Origin of the sequence: Peribacillus sp. NPDC097225 (assembly GCF_044761955.1) — a bacterium.
In the GTDB taxonomy this organism is placed as follows: domain Bacteria; phylum Bacillota; class Bacilli; order Bacillales; family DSM-1321; genus Peribacillus.
The window spans coordinates 395,874-421,402 of sequence record NZ_JBIWDJ010000004.1 but is presented as its reverse complement, the minus strand read 5'-3'; the positions used below and the strand labels follow the sequence as shown (position 1 = coordinate 421,402).

General features: G+C 42.0%; 24 protein-coding genes. 16 read left to right on the top strand and 8 right to left on the bottom strand.

Going from position 1 to position 25,529, the window contains the following annotated elements:
• Positions 1 to 9: 9 nt before the first annotated feature.
• From pepT to ACIQXH_RS14750, 3 genes are all read right to left on the bottom strand, one after another.
• Positions 10 to 1,245, bottom strand: coding sequence for a peptidase T (gene pepT, locus ACIQXH_RS14760; RefSeq protein ID WP_403124234.1), 1,236 nt, complete (start codon positions 1,243 to 1,245; stop codon positions 10 to 12).
• Positions 1,246 to 1,413: 168 nt separating this feature from the next.
• Positions 1,414 to 2,871 (bottom strand): alpha-amylase, encoded by a 1,458-nt coding sequence (locus ACIQXH_RS14755; RefSeq protein ID WP_402870020.1) that lies wholly within the window; start codon positions 2,869 to 2,871, stop codon positions 1,414 to 1,416.
• 309 nt (positions 2,872 to 3,180) lie between these two features.
• On the bottom strand, positions 3,181 to 3,366 hold the full coding sequence (locus ACIQXH_RS14750) for a hypothetical protein (RefSeq protein ID WP_403079744.1): 186 nt from the start codon (positions 3,364 to 3,366) through the stop codon (positions 3,181 to 3,183).
• A gap of 299 nt (positions 3,367 to 3,665) precedes the next feature.
• Between ACIQXH_RS14750 and ACIQXH_RS14745 the strand changes: the two genes are divergently transcribed.
• The 6 genes from ACIQXH_RS14745 to rbsB are packed head-to-tail and all read left to right on the top strand — an operon-like array spanning position 3,666 to position 9,302.
• A complete protein-coding gene (locus tag ACIQXH_RS14745; RefSeq protein ID WP_403124231.1) occupies positions 3,666 to 4,649 on the top strand; it encodes a LacI family DNA-binding transcriptional regulator in 984 nt (327 codons plus the stop codon).
• Positions 4,646 to 5,530, top strand: a complete 885-nt coding sequence (rbsK, locus tag ACIQXH_RS14740) for a ribokinase (RefSeq protein ID WP_402870027.1) — start codon at positions 4,646 to 4,648, stop codon at positions 5,528 to 5,530. The genes ACIQXH_RS14745 and rbsK overlap by 4 nt, the downstream gene beginning before the upstream one ends.
• Positions 5,527 to 5,919, top strand: coding sequence for a D-ribose pyranase (gene rbsD, locus ACIQXH_RS14735; RefSeq protein WP_402870030.1), 393 nt, complete (start codon positions 5,527 to 5,529; stop codon positions 5,917 to 5,919). Before rbsK ends, rbsD begins: the two co-directional genes overlap by 4 nt.
• 18 nt (positions 5,920 to 5,937) lie before the next feature.
• A complete protein-coding gene (locus tag ACIQXH_RS14730; protein WP_402955036.1) occupies positions 5,938 to 7,419 on the top strand; it encodes a sugar ABC transporter ATP-binding protein in 1,482 nt (493 codons plus the stop codon).
• Between the two features lies 1 nt (position 7,420).
• A complete protein-coding gene (locus ACIQXH_RS14725) occupies positions 7,421 to 8,365 on the top strand; it encodes an ABC transporter permease (protein WP_402870036.1) in 945 nt (314 codons plus the stop codon).
• A 16-nt stretch (positions 8,366 to 8,381) separates the two neighbouring features.
• Positions 8,382 to 9,302 (top strand): ribose ABC transporter substrate-binding protein RbsB, encoded by a 921-nt coding sequence (rbsB, locus tag ACIQXH_RS14720; protein ID WP_402870039.1) that lies wholly within the window; start codon positions 8,382 to 8,384, stop codon positions 9,300 to 9,302.
• A gap of 111 nt (positions 9,303 to 9,413) precedes the next feature.
• Here the strand turns inward: rbsB and gdhA are convergent, their stop codons facing one another.
• Entirely contained in the window at positions 9,414 to 10,796 is a 1,383-nt protein-coding gene (gene gdhA, locus ACIQXH_RS14715) for an NADP-specific glutamate dehydrogenase (protein ID WP_402870042.1), read from the bottom strand.
• A 163-nt stretch (positions 10,797 to 10,959) separates the two neighbouring features.
• Here gdhA and gltC point away from each other — a divergent pair, with 163 nt between their 5' ends.
• The 3 genes from gltC (at position 10,960) to ACIQXH_RS14700 (ending at position 14,648) form a co-directional block, all read left to right on the top strand.
• The gene (gltC, locus tag ACIQXH_RS14710) at positions 10,960 to 11,862 is read left to right on the top strand and encodes a glutamate biosynthesis transcriptional regulator GltC (protein ID WP_402870044.1); all 903 of its coding nucleotides are present in this window, start codon (positions 10,960 to 10,962) and stop codon (positions 11,860 to 11,862) included.
• A gap of 482 nt (positions 11,863 to 12,344) precedes the next feature.
• Positions 12,345 to 13,337 carry a PTS sugar transporter subunit IIC gene (locus ACIQXH_RS14705; protein ID WP_402871292.1) on the top strand — a complete coding sequence of 331 codons (993 nt, stop codon included), beginning with the start codon at positions 12,345 to 12,347 and terminating at the stop codon, positions 13,335 to 13,337.
• Between the two features lie 111 nt (positions 13,338 to 13,448).
• Positions 13,449 to 14,648 (top strand): class I SAM-dependent rRNA methyltransferase, encoded by a 1,200-nt coding sequence (locus ACIQXH_RS14700; protein ID WP_403124228.1) that lies wholly within the window; start codon positions 13,449 to 13,451, stop codon positions 14,646 to 14,648.
• Between the two features lie 74 nt (positions 14,649 to 14,722).
• On the opposite strand, the gene ACIQXH_RS14695 is transcribed toward ACIQXH_RS14700, so the two are convergent.
• Both ACIQXH_RS14695 and ACIQXH_RS14690 read right to left on the bottom strand, forming a co-directional pair.
• Positions 14,723 to 15,400: a lysoplasmalogenase gene (locus tag ACIQXH_RS14695; RefSeq protein WP_403124226.1), complete on the bottom strand. Its 678-nt coding sequence runs from the start codon at positions 15,398 to 15,400 to the stop codon at positions 14,723 to 14,725.
• Positions 15,401 to 15,541: 141 nt separating this feature from the next.
• Complete coding sequence (locus ACIQXH_RS14690) at positions 15,542 to 16,810, bottom strand: dicarboxylate/amino acid:cation symporter (protein ID WP_403124224.1); 1,269 nt, start codon at positions 16,808 to 16,810, stop codon at positions 15,542 to 15,544.
• A gap of 286 nt (positions 16,811 to 17,096) precedes the next feature.
• Here ACIQXH_RS14690 and ACIQXH_RS14685 point away from each other — a divergent pair, with 286 nt between their 5' ends.
• The 3 genes from ACIQXH_RS14685 (at position 17,097) to ACIQXH_RS14675 (ending at position 18,657) form a co-directional block, all read left to right on the top strand.
• Positions 17,097 to 17,261, top strand: coding sequence for a hypothetical protein (locus ACIQXH_RS14685; protein ID WP_403124222.1), 165 nt, complete (start codon positions 17,097 to 17,099; stop codon positions 17,259 to 17,261).
• Between the two features lie 169 nt (positions 17,262 to 17,430).
• On the top strand, positions 17,431 to 18,186 hold the full coding sequence (locus ACIQXH_RS14680) for a threonine/serine exporter family protein (RefSeq protein WP_403124219.1): 756 nt from the start codon (positions 17,431 to 17,433) through the stop codon (positions 18,184 to 18,186).
• 18 nt (positions 18,187 to 18,204) lie between these two features.
• Entirely contained in the window at positions 18,205 to 18,657 is a 453-nt protein-coding gene (locus ACIQXH_RS14675; protein WP_402870056.1) for a threonine/serine exporter family protein, read from the top strand.
• Between the two features lie 66 nt (positions 18,658 to 18,723).
• Here ACIQXH_RS14675 and ACIQXH_RS14670 read toward each other — a convergent pair whose 3' ends face one another.
• Both ACIQXH_RS14670 and ACIQXH_RS14665 read right to left on the bottom strand, forming a co-directional pair.
• Entirely contained in the window at positions 18,724 to 20,259 is a 1,536-nt protein-coding gene (locus ACIQXH_RS14670; protein WP_402870058.1) for a solute symporter family protein, read from the bottom strand.
• Positions 20,260 to 20,266: 7 nt separating this feature from the next.
• Positions 20,267 to 20,593 (bottom strand): DUF485 domain-containing protein, encoded by a 327-nt coding sequence (locus ACIQXH_RS14665; protein WP_402991185.1) that lies wholly within the window; start codon positions 20,591 to 20,593, stop codon positions 20,267 to 20,269.
• A gap of 358 nt (positions 20,594 to 20,951) precedes the next feature.
• Here ACIQXH_RS14665 and ACIQXH_RS14660 point away from each other — a divergent pair, with 358 nt between their 5' ends.
• The 4 genes from ACIQXH_RS14660 (at position 20,952) to msrB (ending at position 25,487) form a co-directional block, all read left to right on the top strand.
• The gene (locus ACIQXH_RS14660; RefSeq protein ID WP_402870061.1) at positions 20,952 to 21,623 is read left to right on the top strand and encodes a response regulator transcription factor; all 672 of its coding nucleotides are present in this window, start codon (positions 20,952 to 20,954) and stop codon (positions 21,621 to 21,623) included.
• A gap of 12 nt (positions 21,624 to 21,635) precedes the next feature.
• Entirely contained in the window at positions 21,636 to 22,862 is a 1,227-nt protein-coding gene (locus ACIQXH_RS14655; RefSeq protein WP_402955027.1) for a sensor histidine kinase, read from the top strand.
• A 330-nt stretch (positions 22,863 to 23,192) separates the two neighbouring features.
• Entirely contained in the window at positions 23,193 to 24,371 is a 1,179-nt protein-coding gene (locus tag ACIQXH_RS14650) for a NupC/NupG family nucleoside CNT transporter (protein WP_402870067.1), read from the top strand.
• 156 nt (positions 24,372 to 24,527) lie between these two features.
• A complete protein-coding gene (gene msrB / locus ACIQXH_RS14645) occupies positions 24,528 to 25,487 on the top strand; it encodes a peptide-methionine (R)-S-oxide reductase MsrB (RefSeq protein ID WP_403124216.1) in 960 nt (319 codons plus the stop codon).
• Positions 25,488 to 25,529 lie beyond the last annotated feature (42 nt).

The following is a 25,529-nucleotide window of genomic DNA, read 5'->3' as shown; positions in this document are numbered from 1 at the left end:
TTAAAGCGATTAAACCGCCTTTTCCTCAAAGATTGAAGCAATTCCAATAATGACATTTGTTGCTTTCACCATATTATCGACGGAGATGAATTCATATTTTCCATGGAAGTTTTCGCCGCCTGTAAAGATATTAGGGGTAGGCAGTCCCATATAAGAGAGCTGAGACCCATCTGTCCCTCCACGGATTGGAGAGATTTTTGGTTCAATCCCGAGCCTTTCCATGGCTTCGTATGCGATATCGACGATTTCTTTGACCGGTTCTATTTTTTCTTTCATATTGTAGTATTGGTCAGTCAATTCCAGTTTGACTTGTTCATGTCCATACTTATCACTTAACTCGGCGACGATTTGCTTGATGAAGTTTTTACGATCATTAAATTTTTGCTTATCGAAATCCCTGATGATATAGGATAGTTTAGTTTCTTCTACATCTCCATGGAATGAGCTAAGATGATAAAAGCCTTCATATCCTTCTGTGTATTCCGGTGCTTCGTTAACAGGCAGTTTGCTATGTAGCTCCATGGCTATTTTAGCGGAGTTGACCATTTTTCCCTTGGCTGTGCCCGGGTGGATGTTCGTGCCCTTTATGGTAATCTTGGCAGACGCAGCATTAAAGCTTTCATATTCGAGTTCACCAAGCGGGCCACCGTCCACTGTGTAAGCAAATTGGGCATTGAAGGATTCCACGTCAAATTTATGGGGACCTCTTCCAATTTCCTCATCGGGAGTGAAGGCCACGCGGATTTTTCCATGCTTGATTTCTGGATGTTGAAGTAAATAGTCCATAGCCGTCATGATCTCAGCGATGCCTGCTTTATTATCCGCCCCAAGAAGGGTTGTTCCATCCGTCGTGATTAATGTGTGTCCTTTGTAGTCATGAAGGGAGGGAAAGTCATCAGGTGATAGAATGACATTCAATGTTCTATGTAATAGGAGGTCACTACCATCATAGGCTTCAATGATCTGAGGTTTCACATCTTTCCCTGTGAAATCCGTTGCCGTATCCACATGGGCCAGGAAGCCGATTGTCGGAACCTGCTTTTCTGAATTGGCAGGCAAAGTTGCCATGACATAACCATTTTCATCAATGGTGACATCGGACATTCCGATAGCTTGTAACTCCTCCACCAACTGTTGGGCTAAATGCAGTTGCCCAGCTGTGGAAGGACAACTGGAAACATCCTCGTTTGATTGTGTATCCACCTTCACATAAGATGTAAACCTCTCAATGATTTTATCTTTCATGATTCATCCAACTCCTTTTCCCTTATCTTACCATGGTTGCTGTGGATGGAGAAATCTTCGGGCATGCTTGAAATGGTGTAATGGGGGTTTCTTTTTCCATGAGAAACAACAGCAAAAACAGTAGGATGATGATGAACCTTACTGTTTTTGCTGTAGGAGGCAAATCCCTTATTGATTGAGTGCCCAAACGGATACGCTTTTTCCATGAACGGGAAACGTTGCATACCCATCTTCCTCTATCGTAATGTGGTCATCTCTATGGAAGGTTAGGTCGGTCCAGATTTCACCGGCGCGGTGCTCGCCAACAAACATCCTTTTCTCACTGTTTTGATCGCTGTTGGAGACGACGACGGCACATCCCGAGCCTTCTAGCTCTTCTACGCCTAGGCGAACCCAACCGATTGTATGGGGATCATCGAAATAATCCTTTTGCTCACCATAGGCTTTTTCATACCTTGCATGCAGGAGCCGGTCGATAATGTCTTTTTTACCGGGAACCGGGGAAGGACCGCCAATTCCATAGTAATCTCCATAAAAGACACAAGGGTAACCACAAAGTCTAAGCAGGATTAGGGCATATGCCGAGGGTTTGAACCAATCCTTAACCCATGATTCAAGTGATTCATGGGGCTGAGAGTCATGATTATCGACAAAAGTGACGGCCTGTGCCGGATTAGTTTGAACGAGGGTATGATCAAAGATGGTTGAGAGATCGAAGTCAGATCCTGCTTTTGAGGCTTCGTGAAATTTATAATGCAAGGAAACATCGAATAGATTGAGGTCATGATTCGTTTGGTCTAAAAAAGTTTGACAGGCATTTACGTCTGCCTTCCAGAATTCACCCACCATAAAGAAATGTTCCTTTGTGTAAGGGATGAGTTCTTGTAAAAATTCATTGATGAATTCATAATCAATGTGCTTTACAGCATCTAAACGAAAACCATCGCATTTCAATGTGTCGACCATCCATTTTCCCCAGGTGATCATCTCCTGCCGAACTTCTGGAAGACTGTAGTCAATGTTGGCAAACATCAGGTAATCGTAGTTCCCAAATTCATTAATGACATGCTTACTCCAATGCTTATTTTCGCCTGTTATCCGGTAAACGCCCATTTTGTCATGTTTGGCGTCATAGTCTGTTCCATTAAAATGAGTATGGTCCCATTTAAAAGAGGAGTACTGATTATTACGTCCGGGAAAATCGAATGTTGTCCATCCCTCTATTTCAAATGGTTCCGATATGTCTTCCATCCTGTTCTCTGGATTGACTTCGATGACTTCGAACTTTTCAGTGCCATCAGCCCCAGCTTTATGGTTCATGACCAGGTCGATATATACGCATAGCCCGTAGTTATGACAGGCGGCAATCGCCTGATGCAATTCTTCCTTTGTCCCGTATTTTGTACGCACGGTTCCTTTTTGGTCGAATTCACCCAAATCGTACCCGTCATAAATACCATACCCATTATCCTCTAGGGATTGGCCCTTTGTAACAGGTGGAAGCCATATACAGTCAATTCCTGTATCCTTCAATTTCAGGGCCGCGTATTTCAATCTTTCCCAGTGCTTTCCATCCGCTTCTAAATGCCACTCGAAAAATTGCATCATCGTATGATTTCTTTTCATTCTTTCCCCCCTGACACCGACACGTTTGACAAGATACATATAGAACGATCGGAAAAGTGATGATAATGGAAATCTTTACCCTTTATAGAAAAATAATAAACAACTGAAAATGTTTAGATGAAAATAAAATTCACCCTCCTATTATTTTACTACCTTGTAATAAAAATGGATATAGCGTTTCGGTTTGTAAAAAAATAAGGCGAAGTTATAAAGATTGGATGTCTCCTTATAGTCGTGTGTTTGATGAAAGCAACATGGAAAAAGGCGTCCCAAACTCGGGATACCTGATTGTGATGAATTTTTAAACGATTAACCCTTTCTTCCTCTGCGTCTAAAGGAGAGAGCAAAGGCTATCGCACCGAATAGTAATAAAAGGAGGGCAGATGATAGAATGATGGTTTCCTTGGAATAGCTGCTGTTAATTCCACCACGTGAATCCAAATCTCGATTCATACCACGAGGCTGCATGGCCATACGATTTTCATCATTTCCCATGTTAGGAGCGGTACCGCACAGTTCATAAATGATTCATATATCCCACCCAATCGAGTGAGAAACCGACGAGTTTGTTATGAAAACAGCGAAAGAAAAAGATCATCGATATGCATCCAAGGACAGGATTTAGAAAGGTAATCACATTTTACTCAGTGTAAATTTTAAAGAATGGTGGATTGTGTTACACTTTTTAGTTATTTGTACCTACTAATTGCTAAGATAATAGGACTTGCCGTTCATATAAAATGATGATAAGCTAATGTGGAAACGGTTACAGATAACACATTGAGGTGAATGTATTGGCGACTATTCGGGATGTTGCAAAGGAAGCGGGATTTTCCGTAGCGACGGTTTCTAGAGTGATAAATGACAGCGGGTACGCACATGAAGATACAAGAAAAGCCGTCATGTTAGCTGTGGAAAAATTGAATTACAAGCCGAATGAAGTGGCTAGATCCCTCTATAAACGTAAATCTAAATTGATAGGCCTTATTTTACCTGACATTACGAACCCCTTCTTTCCTGAGATGGCAAGGGGGGTAGAAGATTATCTCCAACAATATGGATATCGGTTAATCTTTGGCAATAGTGATGAGAAGAGAAATAAGGAAATGGAATATATAGATACTTTTTTGCAAAACAATGTAGTGGGAATGATTGCTTCTACAAGTGAGATAGGAAATGAAAGTTTTAGCAACCTGGAAATCCCCGTCGTCTTGCTGGACCGGACGGTAGAGGGACTGCCCGCGGTTTATTCCGACCAAAGGGCGGGTGGCCAACTGGCGGCCCGAATATTGATAGATAGAGGAAGTAAGGACATCGTTTTAATCAGGGGTCCTGTTGAAATAAAACCTGTGTATGACCGGTATGTAGCGGCAATGGAAGAGTTAAGGCTTGCAAAGGTGAAGTTCCATGTTGTGGACTCGCCGCTTACCATTCAAGGTGGTCAGGTCTGTGCGCAAGAATTATTTGAAAAATATCCACATGTAGATGGAGTCATTGCTTGTAATGATATAGTGGCAGCAGCGATTTTACAGGAGATCTTAAAAAGAGAAAAACGCATCCCTGATGACATCCAATTGATTGGGTACGATGATATTGCCTTCACAGCATTATTACACCCGCCTCTGTCGACTATTCGGCAGCCAGCTTATGAGATGGGAAAACAGGCAGCAGAGTTATTGATTAAAAGAATCAATCAGGAAGTAATAGAAGAGACACATAGAAAGCTTCCAGTTACATTTGTTGAAAGACTAACTACGAGAAAGAAGGCGGAGTCATGATAAAAATAGCAGTAGTCGGAAGTTCCTCGATGGACTTAGTCGTTACATCGCCTAAGCGTCCAATCGCAGGCGAAACGGTCCTTGGGGATTCTTTTGTAACAGTTCCAGGTGGAAAAGGAGCCAATCAAGCCGTTGCAGCAGCCCGTTTGGGTGCTGAAGTAACGATGGTCGGTTGTGTAGGAGATGATTTTTACGGAGAAATTATCCTCGAAAATTTAAAAAATAACGGCGTTTTTACCAATTTTGTGGAACCGGTTGCAGGTGAAGCTTCCGGAACTGCCCATATAACGCTTTCAGAGGGAGATAATAGCATTATAGTTGTTAAAGGTGCTAATGATTCCATCACCCCCGATTATGTCAAAAAGGCAATGAAAATTATAGAAGGGAGCGATATCGTCCTGGTTCAACAAGAAATACCGGAGGAAACTGTGGAGTTTCTTGCTGAATTATGTGAAAAGCTCCAGAAAAAATTACTGTTGAACCCTGCACCTGCACGTGAGATTAGTGAGCTTGTTATTCAGCGCTCATCCTTCATCACCCCGAATGAGCACGAATTCGACATTCTTTTCAAGGGAAGGGATCGGAGTGAAGTTTTGGCCGAATATCCTAATAAATTGTTTATCACAGAAGGGAAAGACGGAGTACGCTATTTCGATGGGGAACAAGAGAGAGTGGTTCCAAGTTTCGTGGTCGAGGCAGTCGATACAACAGGGGCCGGGGATACGTTTAATGCCGCCTTTGCTGTGGCTGTTGCAGAAGGGAAAGGTTTCGAAGAGTGTTTGCTCTTTGCTAACCGAGCAGCCTCTATTTCAGTAACGAAGTTTGGCGCACAGGGCGGTATGCCGACAAGGGAAGAAGTCGAAGGGAGCTTTAATTCATGAAGCGTCATGGAATCATCAATAGTTCAATCGCCAAGGTACTAGTCGATCTTGGACATACAGATTATATCGTCATTGGAGATGCAGGCCTGCCAGTTCCTGAGGGAGTGCTCAAAATAGATGTAGCATTAACACCGGGAACACCTTCTTTTCAAGATGTCGTTCGTGCCGTTCACGACGATATGGTTATTGAAAAGGTAATTGCGGCTAATGAAATCATAGAAAAAAATCCAGAACAGCATCTTTTCATGAAACAAGAATTCGGAGAATCGATTGATTATATTTCCCACGAGGAATTCAAAGTATTGACGCGTAAAGCAAAGGCAGTCATCCGTACAGGAGAAACGACGCCGTATTCCAATTGCATTTTGCAGTCTGGCGTATTCTTTTAACGAAATGAGGTGAAAAGTATGCAAATTGAAATGAGTAATATCTATAAGGCATTTGGCCAGAACAAGGTATTAGAGGGCGTACAGTTTTCTTTAGAGGCAGGAGAAGTCCACGCACTTATGGGGGAAAACGGAGCCGGAAAGTCAACCTTGATGAATATTTTGACCGGACTTCATAAACATGACCAGGGAACAATCATGATCAATGGCAAAGAGGTTTCCTTCAAGGACTCGAAGGAAGCGGAAAAAGCAGGATTGGCCTTTATCCGACAAGAGTTGAATATCTGGCCAGAAATGACGGTATTAGAAAACCTATTCATCGGTAAGGAAATGGTCAATGCTTTCGGTGTGTTGAAAAACAAACAAATGAAGGCTAAAGCCAATGAGATTTTTAAGACGCTTAATATTTCGCTTCCTTTTGATAAAGAAGCCGGTCTTTGCTCAGTTGGCGAACAGCAGATGATAGAGATTGCTAAAGCGCTGATGACGGATGCTGAGGTCATCATCATGGATGAACCAACCGCCGCCTTGACCGATCGGGAAATTGAGAAGTTGTTTGAAGTGATGAAAGGCCTAATAAAAAAAGGAGTATCACTTGTTTATATTTCTCATCGGATGGAAGAGATTTTTGCCATTTGTGACCGGATCACAGTCATGCGTGACGGTAAAACAGTGGATACCAAAAGAATCATAGATACCAATTTTGATGAAGTGGTCCAGAAGATGGTCGGTCGTGAGCTAGAGGACCGTTTCCCTCATCGTGAGGCATCCCCTGGAGAAGTGGTACTTGAAGTGAATGCACTCACTAAAAAAGGACTCTTTGAAGATATTCATTTTGCTGTCCGTCAAGGTGAAATTGTGGGTGTAGCCGGGTTAATGGGAGCAGGAAGAACGGAAATCATGCGTGCCATTTTCGGAATTGATCAAATAGGTAGTGGAGAGTTAAAGATAGAGGGTAAAAAGGTAGCCATACGTAAACCTACAGATGCAGTACGGCATGGTTTAGCCTTCATCACGGAAAATCGTAAAGAAGAAGGGTTGATCCTGGACTTTTCTATCCGCGAAAATATCGGCCTTCCAAACCTAAAGAGCTTTGCCCCTAACGGAATTGTAAAGACAGCTGATGAGAAAAAATTTGCGGAGATGATGGTCAAGCGTCTTCACGTGAAAACATCGTCTACAGAAGCGATTATTGGCAACTTATCTGGAGGAAATCAACAAAAAGTGGTCATTGCCAAATGGATTGGAACTTCTCCTAAAGTGTTGATCATGGATGAGCCGACAAGGGGAATCGATGTCGGAGCGAAACGTGAAATATATGAATTGATGAATGAATTAACAGAACGAGGCATCGCCATCATTATGGTTTCGTCAGAACTTCCTGAAATTGTGGGAATGAGTGACAGAGTTCTTGTTGTACACGAAGGTAAAATTGCCGGGGAATTGATGAAGAAGGAAGCAACACAAGAAAAAATTATGGCATTGGCAACAGGAGGAAACTAGGATGAAACTTGAGGCTGCAGGGAAAACTGGAATCTGGCAGAAATTTGGTCCATTACTTGCTTTGATTCTTTTATTTATCGTAATAACCGTTTTAAACCCATCATTCATGGAACCGAGTAACATCTTGAATCTATTGCGTCAAACCTCCATTAATGCATTGATTGCGTTTGGGATGACCTTCATTATTTTGACTGGCGGAATTGATCTGTCGGTCGGCTCCATTCTAGCACTATCCAGTGCACTTATGGCTGGCATGATGGTTTCAGGATTGGACCCTATTTTAGCTATATTAGTAGGCGTTTTATTAGGTACCATAATGGGTGTGATTAATGGGATTCTTATCTCGAAAGGAAAAATGGCGCCTTTCATTGTCACATTGGCAACGATGACCATTTTCCGTGGATTAACGCTTGTGTATACAGATGGTAAGCCGATTACGGGTATTGGTGACTCTTTGATGTTCCAATTGTTTGGTAGGGGATATTTCTTTGGAATTCCTGTTCCAGCGGTTGTGATGATCATCGCTTTCATCATTCTCTGGTTCTTGCTCCATAAAACATCATTTGGACGTAAGACGTATGCAATAGGTGGAAATGAGAAGGCTTCACGTATCTCTGGAATTAAAGTGGACCGGGTCAAGGTAGCTATTTATGGGCTTGCAGGCACAATGGCAGCGCTTGCCGGTGCCATTCTAACATCTCGTTTGAATTCAGCACAGCCGACTGCCGGTCAATCCTACGAAATGGATGCCATTGCTGCCGTTGTATTAGGCGGGACAAGCCTATCAGGAGGAAAGGGCCGGATGTTCGGTACGCTAGTCGGTGTCTTGATTATCGGTACATTGAACAACGGAATGAATTTACTTGGTGTGTCCTCTTTCTACCAGCAAGTCGTAAAGGGCGCAGTTATATTGGTTGCTGTTTTACTTGATCGTAAAAAATCATAAGTAGAGGTGTATCAAAATGAAAAAGGTTCTTTCGTTATTCATGGTTCTGTCTTTAGTGGTATTAGCAGCATGTTCAATGGAATCGGGATTCAATGATAATAAAAAAGAAGTAAAAGAGTCCATGAAAGACGTGAAGGTTGGAGTCAGCATATCTACATTAAATAATCCTTTCTTCGTTGCGTTGAAAGATGGGATTGAAAAAGAAGCGAAGGCAAAAGGCATGAAAGTGTCAGTGGTCGATGCACAAGATGATACAGCGAAACAAATAAGCGGGATTGAAGATTTGATTCTTCAAAACGTCGATATACTACTCGTCAACCCTACGGATTCGGCTGCGATTTCATCAGCGGTTCAATCGGCTAATGAAGCGGGCATTCCCGTCATAACAATTGACCGTTCTTCCGAGGAAGGCGACATTGAAACGTTCATTGCTTCAGATAATGTAGCCGGCGGAGAGACAGCGGCTGAATATCTTGTTAAACAACTTGGAGAACAGGCAAAAGTTGTGGAATTAGAAGGGGTTTCTGGAGCATCTGCAACGCGTGAGCGGGGGAAAGGGTTCCATAACATCGCAGATGAGCAATTAGATGTTCTGACAAGCCAAACGGCTGAATTTGACCGTACAAAAGGGCTTAACGTTATGGAAAACATCCTGCAAGGGAAAAAAGACATCCAAGCGGTCTTTGCTCATAATGATGAAATGGCATTAGGAGCAGTAGAGGCAATCAAAGCGGCCGGAAAAGACGTCATTGTCGTTGGTTTTGATGGAAACGAGGATGCTCTAAAAGCGGTTGAAAACGGTGAATTACAAGCAACCGTTGCTCAACAACCGGTCCTTATCGGTGAAGAAGCAGTTCATGCGGCTGAAAAAGTCCTGAAAGGCGAAAAAGTGGATAGTACGATTTCTGTTCCATTGAAGCTAGTGACTAAGGAATAAAAGTGTATGTAATAAAGGAGAGTGCCGGTATTTTGTCCGGCACTCTCCTTTGTTGTGGGATGTTACAATGAAGAGGAGGCGGTCCATTTGGACCGCCTCCTTCACTAGCTCTTAGAGTATTCCCTGAGTCATCATAGCGTCTGCTACTTTAAGGAATCCTGCAATGTTGGCACCGACAACTAAGTTGCCTGGAACACCATATGCTTCAGCTGCTTCTATACTATTTTTGTAAATATTTTTCATGATGCCATGCAGTTTTTCGTCGACTTCTTCAAACGTCCAAGGCATTCTGGCACTATTTTGTGCCATTTCAAGGGCTGAAACAGCTACGCCACCTGCATTGGCAGCTTTAGCTGGACCAAAGAGGACACCATTGTTAAGGAATACGTCAATCGCTTCAAGGGTAGAAGGCATGTTAGCACCTTCGCCGACCGCTTTTACATTGTTTTTGATCAGCAGTTTTGCTGCATCTTCATCAATTTCATTCTGTGTTGCACAAGGAAGGGCGATGTCGCATGGGATAGACCAAATTCCGTAACTGCCTTCAGTGTATTCCGCTTCAGGATGAACACTAACATAATCACATAGGCGTTTCCGTTCTACTTCTTTTAGTCGCTTAATCGTATCTAGGTTTAGACCGTTTTTATCATAAATGTATCCATTGGAATCACTGCAAGCGACTACTCTGGCACCTAATTGTGTTGCTTTTTCAATCGCATAGATGGAAACATTACCAGATCCCGAGATGACAACAGTACTGCCGTTGAATTGTAGTCCTTTATCTTTTAGCATTTCTTCAACGAAGTAAACCGTTCCATAGCCGGTTGCTTCTGTACGTGCTAGACTGCCTCCGTAACTAATGCCTTTACCGGTTAAAACGCCGGCATGGTAGCTTCCCTGCATTTTCTTATACTGACCGAACAGATACCCGATCTCTCTGGCTCCCACTCCGATATCCCCAGCCGGTACGTCGGTGTCTGGTCCTATATGTAATCCAAGTTCTGACATGAAGCTTTGGCAGAAACGCATGATTTCACCATCTGATTTTCCTTTTGGATCAAAGTCGGCGCCACCTTTACCTCCGCCGATCGGTTGACCTGTTAAAGAGTTTTTAAAGATTTGTTCAAATCCTAGAAACTTGATGATGCTTGCATTTACCGTTGGATGGAAACGTAGGCCGCCTTTATAGGGTCCGATTGCGTTATTGAATTGTACGCGGAAACCTCGATTCACGTGTACATTACCTAGGTCATCGACCCAAGGGACACGGAAGGTGATCATTCTCTCTGGTTCAACGATCCGCTCTAGTATCCCGTTTTTCATATAATCCGGATGTTGTGCAAATACCGGTACCAACGAAAGGAAGATTTCCTTTACAGCTTGTTGGAATTCACTTTCGTGGGGATTGCGTTCTTTCACTTTTGCATATACGTCGCTTACGTATTCTTTTGCAACTTGCAATTCATCTTGCTGGATTTCTTGGGATGTTATCATCTTCATTTAGCTCCCTTTTTTTTGTTATTTAGTAAAATAATTATAAGTAGTATTATCGATGGGTTCTTATGTGATAGTTTCATGATATAATTTAAATTCTAAAAGAACAATCTGAATATTAGATAAATTACATGCTGTTTTGATATGAAAGAAGGAACCAACATTGGAATTAAGACAAATCGAGTACTTCATTGAAGTGGCAAAACGAGAACATATGACTGAAGCAGCCGTGGCGTTGCATGTGGCCCAATCTGCGGTTAGTCGTCAAATATATAATTTAGAAGAAGAACTGGGTGTGCAGTTATTTATCCGTGAAGGACGGAAAATCAAGCTGACCCCCATAGGAAATACCTTTCTCATACATATGCAGAAGGCAGTCGACATGATTGAACGGGCAAAACGGGAGATGGCTGAAAGCTTGGATCCGGAAAAGGGAACGATTCGGATCGGTTTTCCGAGTAGTTTAGCTTCCTATATATTGCCAAAGGTCATTTCTGACTTCAGGGAAATATACCCGCAAGCTAAATTCACATTAAAACAAGGATCCTATCGCTACTTAATAGATTCTGTAATAAAAGGAAATATCAATATGGCCTTGATAGGTCCGTTACCACCGAATGAAAAGAAAATTCATGGAGAAACGTTATTTATTGAACAGCTAGTTGCCCTTCTATCGGAAAATCATCCATTGGCAAAGAGGAAGTCCATCAAGTTAAATGAATTACAGGGAAACCCATTCATTGTCTACCCTAAGGGATATGTTCTGCGGGAACTGGTCATGAAGGCGTGTAAGCTCAACGGCTTTGAGCCGGAGGTTGCCTTCGAAGGGAAAGACACCGATGCTATTAAAGGGTTGGTGGCAGCCGGGCTTGGCGTCACGCTGATACCTGAAATTTCTTTGATTGATAGCCTGCCTCGCTTCACGGTGAGATTGCCTTTAGAGGAACCTTCCGTAACACGTGCAGTTGGTGTTATCATTCCTACTGAAAGAGAATTAATGCCAACGGAAAAGTTATTTTATAAATTTCTTAGAGAAACCTTTGCTACCCTTGAAGGCTTTCAATAGTAGGAAAGGTAAGGACATAAACCTAAAAAAGGAGAATCCGCTGTAAAGTGGTTCTCTTTTTTGTTAGGAAAGAAAAAATCGTCTATTATAGTGAAATAACTAAGGAATCGGAGGAGTGAAGGGATTGATTATATGGATAATTTAACCATAAACCTTGTGCCAAATAGTCATGAAGATAATAAGTGGAAGCGAAATGGTTAGCGCTAAATGAAGAAATCATTCCTTTTTGTAAGCGTTTTTATTTTATTAGAATATAAATCCTGTTTACATTATCAGAATATTCGTGTTACTATACGAACAAGCTCAATTAATGAAGGAGAAAATCAATTGTCTAACCTCTATCTTACGATGGATATTTTGGGGTATATTCTACCTTTTATATAGGCTTAGCGTAGTCAGTTTTTTATTTGATATTTAATATTAGAATATTTAAAAAATAGGAGTGGAATCCAGTGAGCAGAAAAGAATACATCACAGAACGAATGTATAAGGCTTCAACGGGAATCGCTAATGCTGTATTGGTAACATTAGGGATCGGTTTATTGTTTGAATCAATAGGAGGGTATTTAGACTGGGAAGTCTTCCTTGCAATCGGCGGGGCTACTAAGGTCTTGTTGGCACCAGCTTTAGGAGCTGGAATAGCATACCAACTCGGGGGTAATTCGTTGGTCATCTTTAGTGCGATGGCTTCAAGTGCGGTCGGTGGAGCTGCAATTAACCGAACGGCAGAGGGGGCTTTTACGATTGTCACCGGTCAGCCGATCAGTGCTGTTCTGGCTGCATTGATTGCCACGTATGTCGGTAAACGTTTGATAGGGAAAACCAAGTTGGATATCATGGCCATCCCGTTGGCTGCTGTCCTTGTCGGAGGGGTGTCAGGTTATGGACTTGCGCTTGTTACGACACCGTTACTGACTTGGTTAAGCGGTCAAATTACCGCCGCTGTTTCCGGTTCTCCTTTAATTGGTTCCATGGTCATTGCGTTAGTCTTTAGCATTTTATTGATGACACCGGCTTCTTCCGCTGCTTTAGCAATTGCGCTCCAGTTGGATCCCGTTTCTAGTGCGGCAGCGTTAATTGGGTGCACTGTTCAGTTTGTTGGCTTTACTGTTATGTCTTATAAAGATAATGATATGGGCGGTTTTCTAGCCCAGATGGTCGTGACTCCAAAGGTTCAATTTCCCAACTTAATAAAGAATCCGTTATACGTCATTCCGCCATTCGTGGCAGCTATTGTCTGTGCTCCAATTGCCACGATGGTCTTTGATTTTCAAGTGTCTTATGAGCTTGGAGGAATGGGGCTAAGCTCCTTAATCGCTCCGATTGCCGTACTGACGGGTCAAGGGTTGTATACGTTTCTTATCTATGTGGCAGTAGGGATGGTGCTGCCCGCCTTAATTACCATCGTTTTACACCGGGCCTTGAAAGTGATGGGGAAAGCCCATGCCGGGGACCTTCACTTGAAAATCTCATGAATCGATAGAGTTTTAGAAACCAGCTTGGTCAGGGAACCAAGCTGGTTTTTATTTATGTGGGGATTAGGGTAAAATGGGGAGGAAAGCAATACCAAAGATAGGATGATATATTTGATAAAAGAAATAGATGTAAAAGTTAAAACTAAATTCGTAAGTAAAATCGCAAAAGGCTATCCTCTGATTGCCAAGGAGGCGATTGGCAACCTCAATGACCTTCAGGAAGAAGGATGCTTGTTGCGATTGGTCGACGAAAACAATCGCTTTCTTGCCAAGGGCTATTATGGAAGACAGAATAAAGGCTATGGATGGGTGTTGACGCACAAAGAGGGCGAAAACATTGACCAGGAGTTTTTCAATCAAAAAATCCAGGCTGCTTATGACTATCGAAAGCCTTTCTTCAAAGATAACGAAACGACGGCATTCCGCTTCTTCAATGGTGAGGGAGATGGAGTTGGTGGGATAATCATTGATCACTACGAGGGCAACTATGTCATCAACTGGTATAGCAAGGGAATCTATTCATTTAAAGACTATATTATTAAAGCCTTGCAGAATACGGTCAATGTCAAATCCATCTATCAGAAGAAACGCTTTGATACAAAGGGACAATATGTAGAGGAAGATGACTTTGTCATGGGTGTGCAGCCGGAATTTCCACTTATCGTCAAGGAAAATGGTGTTCAATTTGCGGTTTACCTGAACGATGGAGCAATGGTAGGCGTTTTCCTCGATCAACGTGATGTTAGAAGGACCATCAGGGATAAGTATGCAAAAGGGAAAACTGTCTTGAATATGTTCTCTTACACCGGTGCCTTCTCTGTATTTGCAGCTTTAGGCGGTGCCATTAAAACGACAAGTGTGGACTTGGCTAACCGCAGTTTGCCTAAAACGATTGAACAATTTAACGTGAATGGAATTGATCCAGAAGCGCAGAACATCGTCGTAATGGATGTATTTAATTACTTTAAGTATGCGATGAAGAAAGCTCTGAAATTTGATATAGTCATCCTGGATCCACCGAGTTTTGCCAAATCAAAGAAGTTCACATTTAGTGCCGGTAAAGATTATACGAACTTATTGAAAGATGCAATTGCCATTACAGAGGACAATGGAGTGATCATTGCCTCTACGAACTGCAGCACCTTTGATATGAAAAAATTCAAAAGCTTCATTGATGCGGCATTTAGGGAAATGAATGGAAAATATGAATTGATGGAAGAGTTCACGCTCCCCACTGATTTTAGAACAAATTCGAACTTCAAAGAGGGCAATTATTTAAAAGTGGCATTCATCAAGAAAATCAAAGGATGAAAACCCTATGAAGGTATGCAACGGTCTTGAATAAGACTGTGCATACCTTTTTTATGTATCGAATAGGAATGAAATTAATCGTATATAGTCGGTTCATCATACTTTCTGTTTATCAATGAAGGATAAGCATATTTTGGCCGAATGCTAGTAGCGATGAAGAATTGAGCTGTATAGTAGGTAAGCATGATGAGGGGACCGGCAAAGGTAATATCTTCGACGAATTTATTCCAGGATAAAATGGAGTCTGAAATGACAAACAGCAAACCACCGATAATGGCGGCAGCTTTCCCGGTCATGAACGCGGCCCAGCCCATGATGGAAATCACGGTTATATAGCAAATGACGGGAATAATCAAACTGCTTTCCCCCTTATCAGCCAAAGAAAGGACTATTTCCCGGCCAATCCAAGTGGAATAAACCCCAATTGGAAGAATGCTCGCCATGCGCAGCCAAGAAAAATTCCATTGGTTCAAGAATGCGGCAATATAGAAAATGTGTCCGATCAAGAAAGCCGTTAGGCCAATAACAAACCAGATTAATAGGCCATCACCCAGCATACAAAAGAATAACCCAAGTAATACAAGTTGTTGATAGCGGGTCATGCGATCCATATTTTTTGTGTAGGCATAAAACAGGATCAATATCATGGGGATAATCTTGAATAGGATCTTTATAGCTAACGGTTCTTCAGGTATGAAAAATATATAGAGTAAGCCCATGATAAGAATTCCAGCAGGCAGCCACTTATTCAATATTCTACCCCTCCTCGCGTCCTTTCTCCTTTAATTCGATTTAAGGAAGGGAAAATCCTTTTCTGATGAAAACTTGTTCGAAGAGAATCTAAGAAACAAAAAAATAGACCCCAAATTTCTTGGAGTCTATTTATACGAAGCTTATATAGTAGGATCCTCTTTTACAAAGGCCCGTTTTACCCAATTCTTACCCTCGACAAGGCGTGTGACAAGCATAGCGCACACGGTATTCCCTGTTGAGTTTAGAAGTGTAGCGGGTGCATCGATAATAGTAGAGATGACAGCAATAATTGGTAAGACTTCGATAGGGAAACCAAAAACGCTCAGAATCAACATTTCCCCAATCATACCACCGCCAGGAATGGCGCCCATAACCGCACCGACTAAAAAGGCCACGGCAAGGATGCTTAGAATGCTGGAAATACTCGTCATATCTTTGCCAAATAGGGTGAAAAGGAAAACGATTTTCAAGACACCACCAAATACAGAACCGTCTTTATGTGTGTTGGCTCCAAGTGGGATGATTGTTTCGGCAATGTCCTTTGGGACACCCATTTTTCGGACGTATTCCAAGTTGACTGGAATCGAAGCCGCACTCGAGCAGGTAGCGATGGCCGTAATGGAAGGCGTGAATGCGTTTTTCCAGAACAACTTAATACCTTCTTTGCCACCAGCAAGAAAGGCATATAGAGTGAAGAACCCAAAATAATAGATCACGGTCAAGATGAGATAAAGAACGAAAGTACGTGCATACCCTTCTAAAATTTGGGGTCCAAGCTGACCGATGATGGAAGCGAAGTAAGCGCCTAGACCAATCGGTGCATAATACATGACAATCTTGACGACTTTCATCATCACAGCCGTACCAGCTGATAAAAACACGGTAATCGGTTTGGCTTTTTCGCCGACTAGTGCGGTGGAAAGTCCAATTAAAACGGAGAAGACAATCAACTGGAGCATATTGCTTCTTGAGAACAGTTCCGGAAAGTCGGAGACCGTAACCGTTTGAACAAGCTGGCTAAGTAATGAAACCTCTTCAATAGGCTCCTGTGAACCGCCACTTTCCATTAGTTCTTTAATTGCAGTTGTATCTGTGCCTTCCAATGGATTGATGATAGTTGTCCCAACGAAGCCAATTACGGCAGCCAGCGCAGCCGTTGCTAAGAAAACGAAGACGATGCTGCCCATGATTTTCCCTAGACGATTCATCCCATTCATATTGGCGATGGCCGAGGAGATACTGAAAAATACCAGTGGCACAATTATTGTGAACATTAAATTTAGAAATAAGTCCCCCAGCGGCTGGATGATGGAGGTCTTCTCTCCAAATATCAGACCAGCTATACCGCCAATAATAATTGCCGTCAGCAATATTAGTGAGGATCGATAGTTTTTAAAGAAGCTTTTCATGAAATATTCCTTCCTTTCAGGATGTGGCTAACAATAATTACACGCTCAATTATCAGCTTTAGAGCGTAGTTTGACAATAATTAATTAAAGGAAGTTTAGTTAAAAGAATAATCAGATAAAAATAGTGCGGTGAGTTAGCAGTTGGCATTTGAGAAATCTCTCATGTGTTATGTAACAATAAATATCAGAATCTTTGTGAAAATATGTAGGCCTAGGGGGCAATTTGGTTGACCATGTACGGATTAGAAAAGGTGAATTCGATAAAACACTGAAATAGCAAGGAGATATGTTCCATTGGCCAACGAGGTGGATATGCCTGTTACCAAGTACCGTGGATGTTGGGGCAGTTGAAAGTAGTGGGATTCCAGTCTTTAAGAACCAGCCCTTGCAGGATGTAGAAGGCTTGATGAGGTTACTAGGTGGAAAAGGGGGTACCCTTCGATTAGCGTAATGAGGAATATAAATAATAGGGAGAGATTTGTTAGAATAATCGGCTTATTTAGGAAGGGTTAGCTATATCCTTTTTTCGAAAATTAGGCTATCATGGAATGAATTTGGAAGGGTTAGTTTTTACTTATAAAGCAAGCATTTCCTATATAGGAAGTAATGGAGAGGATACGATGGAAAGTCAGTTTCAGACGAATGAAATTATAGATGTTTGTTTGCTTGCAGGGAAAATCATGCTCCAAAACGGGGCGGAAACCTCCAGGGTGGAAGATACGATGGTTAGGATAGCGGCCGCTTTTGGTTGTGATGAATCGCATAGCTTTTCAACGCCGACAGGAATTATCTTCTCCTTGGATGGGGAACACCCCGCCTCTAAGCTAATCAGGGTTTCCCAAAGGTCCACTGATTTACACAAGGTGACGTTAGTGAACAGCATTTCCCGTAGCATATCAAGTCGGGAAATGACGCCACAGCAAGCTTATTCCCGTCTGAAGGAAATAGAAAAGGAAGGCATGGGGTATTCCGTGTGGGTACAGATTTTTGCAGCCTTCATATCAAGTGGTTGTTTTTTAATTATGTTCCAAGGACAGTGGAGTGATTTTATCTGGTCGTGTATCGCCGGAGGGTTAGGGTTTTCTTGCCTGCTGTATTTGCATTGGTTATTGGAGGTCCGTTTTTTTGCCGAGTTTATCGCTTCGTTAGTTGTGGGCATGGCCGCCATGTTATTTGTGCAATTAGGTTTGGGTAGTCAGTTGGATAAGATCATTATTGGAGCCGTGATGCCACTTGTGCCGGGATTATTAATTACGAATGCAGCAAGGGATTTAATTGCAGGGCATTTAGTTTCAGGGCTGTCCAAAGGAGCAGATGCAGGTTTGACCGCCTTGGCCATTGGTACTGGGATTGCGGTTGCCTTTGTTTTCCTATGATGTTGGGGAGGTAGAAAAATGATTGCACAGTTAATTACAAGTTTTATTGCCTCTGCTGCATTTGGAGTCATTTTCAATGTGCCAAAAAAATCGTTGATTCAATGTGGTACGGTTGGAATGGTAGGTTGGTTTCTCTATTATTATCTGGTCGAAAATGAGATAAATAGCATTGCTGCTACATTGGCAGCGGCATTCCTCGTAGCAGTTATCAGCCAATATTTTGCGAAGAGGTATAAAACACCGATTACAATCTTTAATGTGTCAGGGATTATCCCACTCGTACCTGGGGGACTATCCTATGATGCGATGAAGCATTTTGTGGAAAATGATTTCAATATGGCCGTCCAGCTGGCAGCAAAAGCATTTATGCTAGCAGGGGCGATTGCCATGGGTTTGATTTTTGCTGAGGTTATGAATCAGTTAGTGAATAAATACAATAAAAGAAAATTAAAGAGGCTAAATAAGATATAGAAATAGCTGGAATGTTACCAAATAGGAAAAGAGGGGAAAAATGATCCCCCTCTTTTCCTATTTGGGTTAAATTGAATCCTTCATCCCCGTATTAGCCTTGACTAATATTTCATCATATTTCTTGGCATCCGCTTTTTTACTGGACAACAAGGTTCCTACGATTGCAGCGATAAAGCCAATCGGGATGGAGATGATTCCTGGATTTTCAAGAGGAAAGAGCGGATTCCCTACAAAGATGGCATTCCCATCCGGAGACCAGACATTCGGGCTTAAGAACACGAGCAACAGGGAGCTGATTAGGCCGACAAGCATGCCTGTGACTGCTCCGGCTGTGTTGAAGCGTTTCCAGAATACCGTAAAGAGAATGATGGGAAGATTGGCGCTAGCGGCAACGGCAAAGGCAAGGGATACAAGGAAGGCAACATTCATATTTTGGGCAAATAGAGCAAGGATGATGGAAAGGATGGACACCCCGATGGATGCCCAACGAGCGGCCACGACTTGTTCTTTATCAGTGGCTTCACCTTTACGAATGATATGACCATAAAAGTCATGGGCAAAGGCGGAGGCGGCAGATAGAACAAGACCGGCCACAACCGCTAAGATGGTAGCAAAAGCAACGGCTGATACAAAGGCGAAAAGGAAATCCCCGCCTAGGGCTTCAGCAAGCAAGGGAGCAGCCATATTGCCAGCAGAATTCGCTCCAACGATTTTGTCATATCCTACGAAGGCTGCTGCCCCGAATCCAAGGAATATGGTCATGATATAGAAAATTCCAATGATCCATGTAGCATAGACCACGGACTTTCGCGCAGTGATGGCATCTTTCACTGTAAAGAATCGAATGAGTATATGCGGAAGTCCAGCCGTTCCTAGCACGAGGGCCAGATTGAGTGATAAAGTGTCCAATGGATCTTTAAACTTGTTTCCTGGGTTCAGGAAATCACCTCCGAGAGGAGTGGCTGTTTTCATCTGCCGGAACATCTCCAACACACTGAAGTCGAATTTTGCCAGTACGATAATGGAGATGATGAATGTCCCGGCCATCAATAAAACGGCTTTGACGATTTGCACCCAGCTAGTTGCGGTCATCCCACCAAATACGACGTATACGGTCATTAAAACCCCAACAATGATAACGGAGTATAAGTAATCGATTCCAAGTAATAATTTTATGAGGGCGCCTGCACCGACAAGTTGGGCAATCATATAAAAGGTAGAAATGGAAATCGTATTTAAAGCAGCCACGCCGCGTACCTTCTTTTCATTGAAGCGTGCAGCAATCATGTCGGCAAGAGTGTATTTCCCAAGATTACGAAGGGGCTCGGCTACAATATAGAGTACGACGAGGTAAGCGACTAGAAAACCGATGCTATAGAAGAAACCATCGAATCCAGAGAGTGCGACCATCCCCGCAATTCCCAGAAATGAAGCGGCGGACATATAGTCCCCGGCTATTGCCCAGCCATTTTGCCAACCGGTTAGACTGCTATCCGCCGTATAGAAGTCAGCTGTCGTTTTGGTGCGGCGTGAGGCAAAGAAGGTTATGACCAAGGTTAGACCGACTATGAGAAGAAATAAGACAAAAGCAAGTACATTCATGCCCTCTTCACCCCCTTCCTTTCGCTTCTTTTAAAATATGTTCGACAAGCTTGTCGAAAGTTGCAGCCTTTTTGGAGTAAAGCACACATAGGGTCCATGTCATGATGAATTGTGCGAAGGCAAGCACCCAGGCCCAACTGATAGCGCCGAAAGCATTTGAATTCAGGACTGTAGAATAGGAAGTGAGAATGGGTAAGGAGAAATAAAAGACCATGAAAAAGATGGAAAGTGGAACGATGAACTTACGTTTTTTTCTAAGGAGATCTTGAAATGATGGTGATTGGACAATTTCGGTGTAATTTGTGGAAGCGCTTACTTTTTGATCTTCAGCCATTGATTCATTTGATGGCAATGTGGTTCCCCCTTTATAAATCAAGATAATTTACCTAGTGGAGCCCGATAACACTCTCAGTATATATTTATTGGAATATTTTGTAAATTTAATTTTAAAAAAATCCCCTTTTTTTGTTCGACATAGAATTTAGTAAAGCGAAGAAAAGAAATCTTCGTTCATTTTTTGTTACATATAAAGGCAGCCATCATTAAGGAAAAGTTAAGCTTCTTTCGTAATACTGATTTCATCATACATCTTTAAAAAAGCAGGCTGATGTTGTCAGGTTTTCTTTTATATATATAAAGGGGTAGGATTACAATATATTTACAGGAGAATTTTGTCGGGAGGGAGACTTTTGATGAAGGTATTAGTGGTAGAGGATAATGCTTCATTATTAGAGTCAATGAGGCAAATTTTAGAGGATGAATATGAAGTGGATACAGCTGATAACGGGGAAGATGGGCTTTTTTTGGCCCAGCAACGTATATACGATATCATTCTTTTGGATGTAATGCTTCCGGGTATGGATGGATTCGAGATCATCCGCCAAATGAGGAACGCCAAAATTGATACGAGTGTTTTATTTTTAACCGCAAAAGATTCCCTGGAGGATCGGGTAAAGGGCCTGGAACTTGGAGGGGATGATTACTTGGTCAAGCCATTTCAGGCAGCCGAGCTTAAGGCAAGAATACGGGCTCTTCTGCGTAGGAGTGGAATTCTTTCGCTTGAGCAAGGTTGGAAGTACCGAGGAATTCAATTGTTGGAGAAGGAAAAGGGTATTTTGGTAGAGGGTGAGGCGGTAAGACTAACGCTGAAGCAATATGAATTGCTCGAATACCTCATTCAAAACAAAGGAAAAATCCTTACCCGTGAACAGATTTTTGACCGCATCTGGGGGTTTGACTCCGATACGACGATCGCAATCGTTGAAGTGTTTGTGCACCATTTAAGAAAGAAATTGGAACCCTTTCAATACCATAAGGACATACAGACTATCCGAGGAATTGGCTATATGTTAAAACAACCTTAAGGGGGGGTTAGCATGTTTCAAAAAACGAGGCTTCAGTTGACATTATTGAATTCAATCGTCTTCATAGTTCTTATTGCGATATTAAGCAGAACAATTTATTTCTATACGGAAAATCAGATTTATAAAGAAGTGAATGACTCCTTACGTGAGCAAAGGATTGGGGGAATGCCGGGGGGAATTCGTCCCCCAGGTGAATTTCAGTTAGGCCCAGGTCCGAGTGTGATCGTTTGGGGTCCGAATGAAACAATCATTGAGCCAAGGTTAAACGAAAACAGTTTCTTCAAGGTCAATGAACCAGAGTTTTTCCCGAAAACGTTTGATGAGATTGAAGAAATTTCTGTCGATGGTGCTACATACCGGGCGGTTTCCACACAGGTAGAAACAGAATACGGAAAAATGACGTGGCAATTCATTCGGAATGTAGATTCGGAAAAAGCTATGCTCAATCGCTTATTGCTCATATTGCTCATGGGTGGAGGCATCGGAAGCCTTTTGGCCATTGGAGCTGGGTACCTTTTAGCGGGGAGGGCCCTCATCCCGATAAAAAAATCATGGGAGCAACAGCAGCAGTTCGTTTCCGATGCTTCCCATGAAATCAGGACACCTCTTGCTGTCATTCAATCGAAAGCTGATTTGTTGTTTCAATCACCTTCCGCGACAATCGAGGAAAAAGCGGTTGATATATCGATCATTTCCAAAGAAGTGCGACGTTTGAATAAGTTAGTTACAAACCTTTTAACCTTGACACGAACGGATTCCAATCAAGTGGAGGTTACAAAAGGAAAGTTTTTCTTAGATGAAGTCATTAGCGAAGTTGTTGAACAGTATATTGATATAGCTTCTTTTCAGAATAAAACAATGGTTAGCTTAGTACCGGAGCAGGTTGAGTTTTTTGGTGACAAAGAAAGAATTCATCAATTATTGGTGATATTAGTGGATAATGCATTGAAGTTTACGGAAAAAGGCGGGAAGATTTCGATAACCTGCGTCAAGAGCGCTTCGTCCATCATTCTATCTGTAGAAGATGATGGGAAGGGGATTCCTCAAGAGGAACTATCGAAAATCTTTGATCGATTTTATCAAGTGGAACAATCCCGTTCCTTAAACGAAGGGTCAGGGCTTGGTCTCTCTATTGCCAAGTGGATTGTCCAAATGCATCAAGGGATTATTAAAGTGACGAGTGAAGAGAGAAAACGCACGCGTTTCGAAATTACCTTTCCCAAAAAACCAAAGATATAAATAAAAAGATAGGCTCTAATTTCCCCTTTTATCTTAAGGGAAAGTTAAGGGTCTTTTTTAACCCTAAGTTTTTTTTGATCGTTGCTGTTTCGTTAGATGTGGATATAGAGAAACCAGTTGGGGAAACTTTTAATAAAATGGGTTTGTCAGTTACCAAATATTGTATTGTTCTTATAGAAAAAAATTAATTGCACTACAAAAAATATTAGTATAGTATATAAAATTGAAGAGGTACGGACAAGGTATTTTGGCTAAAAGAGAAAACGCTTGCATAATTCTTTTAAGGTACCAGTTAAAATAAATTAAATTCACCTAAGTGGAGGCCGCATAATGAAATTTCTGATAGCAATTTTAGGGCTGATCGTCGTTTTTGGACTTGCTGTATTAGTGAGCAGTGACCGTAAGAAAATCAAAGTTAAACCAATCATCATAATGATCCTGATTCAGCTTATCTTGACGTATATATTATTAAATACGAAGTTTGGTCTTGTCATCATCAATGCTATTGCTGACGCATTTGGAATGCTTTTGAAATGGGCCAATGAAGGGGTAACATTCGTCTTCGGCGGAATCGTCAATGAAGGCGCATCACCGTTCTTTTTAAATGTTCTTCTTCCGATTGTCTTTATATCCGCCTTAATTGGTATTTTACAGTATTTAAGAATCCTTCCATTCATTATGAAGTGGATTGGTTTACTAATCAGTAAAATAAATGGGATGGGTAAGCTTGAATCCTATAATGCGGTTGCTTCGGCTATCGTTGGTCAATCAGAAGTATTCATTACTTTGAAGAAACAGCTGGGTGCCATACCGCCTTCACGTATGTACACGCTTTGTGCATCGGCTATGTCCACTGTATCCATGTCGATTGTAGGAGCTTACATGACTATGGTTGAGCCAAGGTATGTGGTGACAGCCATTGTTATTAACATGTTTGGTGGATTTATTATCGCTTCTATCATCAATCCATATACAGTTTCCGAGGAAGAAGATATTCTCGCTGTTGAAGAAGGGGCAGAAAAGCAATCCTTCTTCGAGATGCTCGGAGAATATATCATGGATGGATTCAAAGTGGCGATAACTGTTGCTGCCATGTTAATTGGTTTTGTCGCATTAATCGCTGGTATAAACAGCTTATTCGACTTGATTCTAGGTATTAGCTTCCAAGAAATCCTAGGATATATCTTTGCTCCATTTGCCTTCATCATGGGTGTTCCGGCATCTGAAATTGTATCTGCTGGTGGAATCATGGCCACTAAATTAGTGACGAATGAATTCGTTGCCATGTTGAGCTTAGCGGATGCTGGATTCAGTGAGAGAACTTTAGGTATTGTATCGGTGTTCTTGGTATCTTTTGCAAACTTCTCATCAATCGGGATTATCGCTGGTGCAGTTAAAGGACTAAATGAAAAGCAAGGGAACGTTGTGGCACGATTTGGCTTGAAGTTACTTTATGGTGCGACGCTTGTCAGCATTCTATCAGCCATCATTGTAAGTGTCATCCTTTAATGGATTCCATGGCAATAATTAATTAATGATCATGTAAGGCACTTAGGTTGATTCCTAAGTGCCTCTTTTTATAGAATGGCATGAAATGAAAGAGTTAGTTTGTTGTTTGGGTCTGTAATAATATAACAAAGTAAATAGTAGGAAAGGGTGCCATGTGTGACAGTGAATGATAGAGAGATCGCGACCTTTGCAGGGGGATGCTTTTGGTGTATGGTAGCTCCCTTTGATGAAATGGATGGAATGATTGAAGTGACTTCGGGTTATACGGGCGGGAAGGTTCCCAAACCCCGTTACAAGCAGGTGATTTCAGGTCAGACCGATCATGTAGAAGCGGTTCAGCTTGTGTTTGATCCTCGCCTCATTTCTTATAAAGATTTACTTCGGATATTCTGGCAGCAGATTGACCCTACCGATGTTGGTGGACAATTTTCTGATAGGGGTAATCAATATAAATCTGCGATATTTTATCATAATGATCGTCAACGATTAGAAGCCGAGGAGTCTAAGAAAGAATTAATGGAGAATAATCTGTTCGATGACCCCATCGTAACGGATATTTTAACGGCCATGGAGTTTCATCCTGCCGAGGAATATCACCAGGGTTTCCATAAAAAGAATCAATTTAGGTACGCCTTGTATCGTAAGGGTTCAGGCCGCGATGCTTTCTTAAAAGAAAACTGGCCTAAGGATCAATCCCACCTTAAGGAAATCTTGACTGAGAGGCAATTTTTCGTTACACAGGAAAATGGGACAGAGCCACCTTTTGACAATGAGTACTGGGATCATTTTAAAGAAGGCATCTATGTGGATGTCGTTTCTGGAGAGCCCCTATTCAGCTCCAGGAATAAGTATGATAGTGGATGTGGATGGCCAAGCTTTACAAAGCCGATCATGTCTGCCAGTGTTCATGAAAAGATTGACGTAAGCTATCGATCTACCCGTACTGAGGTGCGGAGCAGGGAAGGCGATTCCCATCTAGGACATGTGTTTTCGGATGGTCCTGCCCCCAAGGGAACTCGTTATTGCATCAATTCGGCTGCACTTCGGTTCATCCCTAGAAATGAAATGGAAGAGGAAGGATACGGCGACCTATTATTGCTATTTCAAATGAAGTGATGTTGTTGAGGGATGGAAGATGCAAGATAATTCATAAGCATA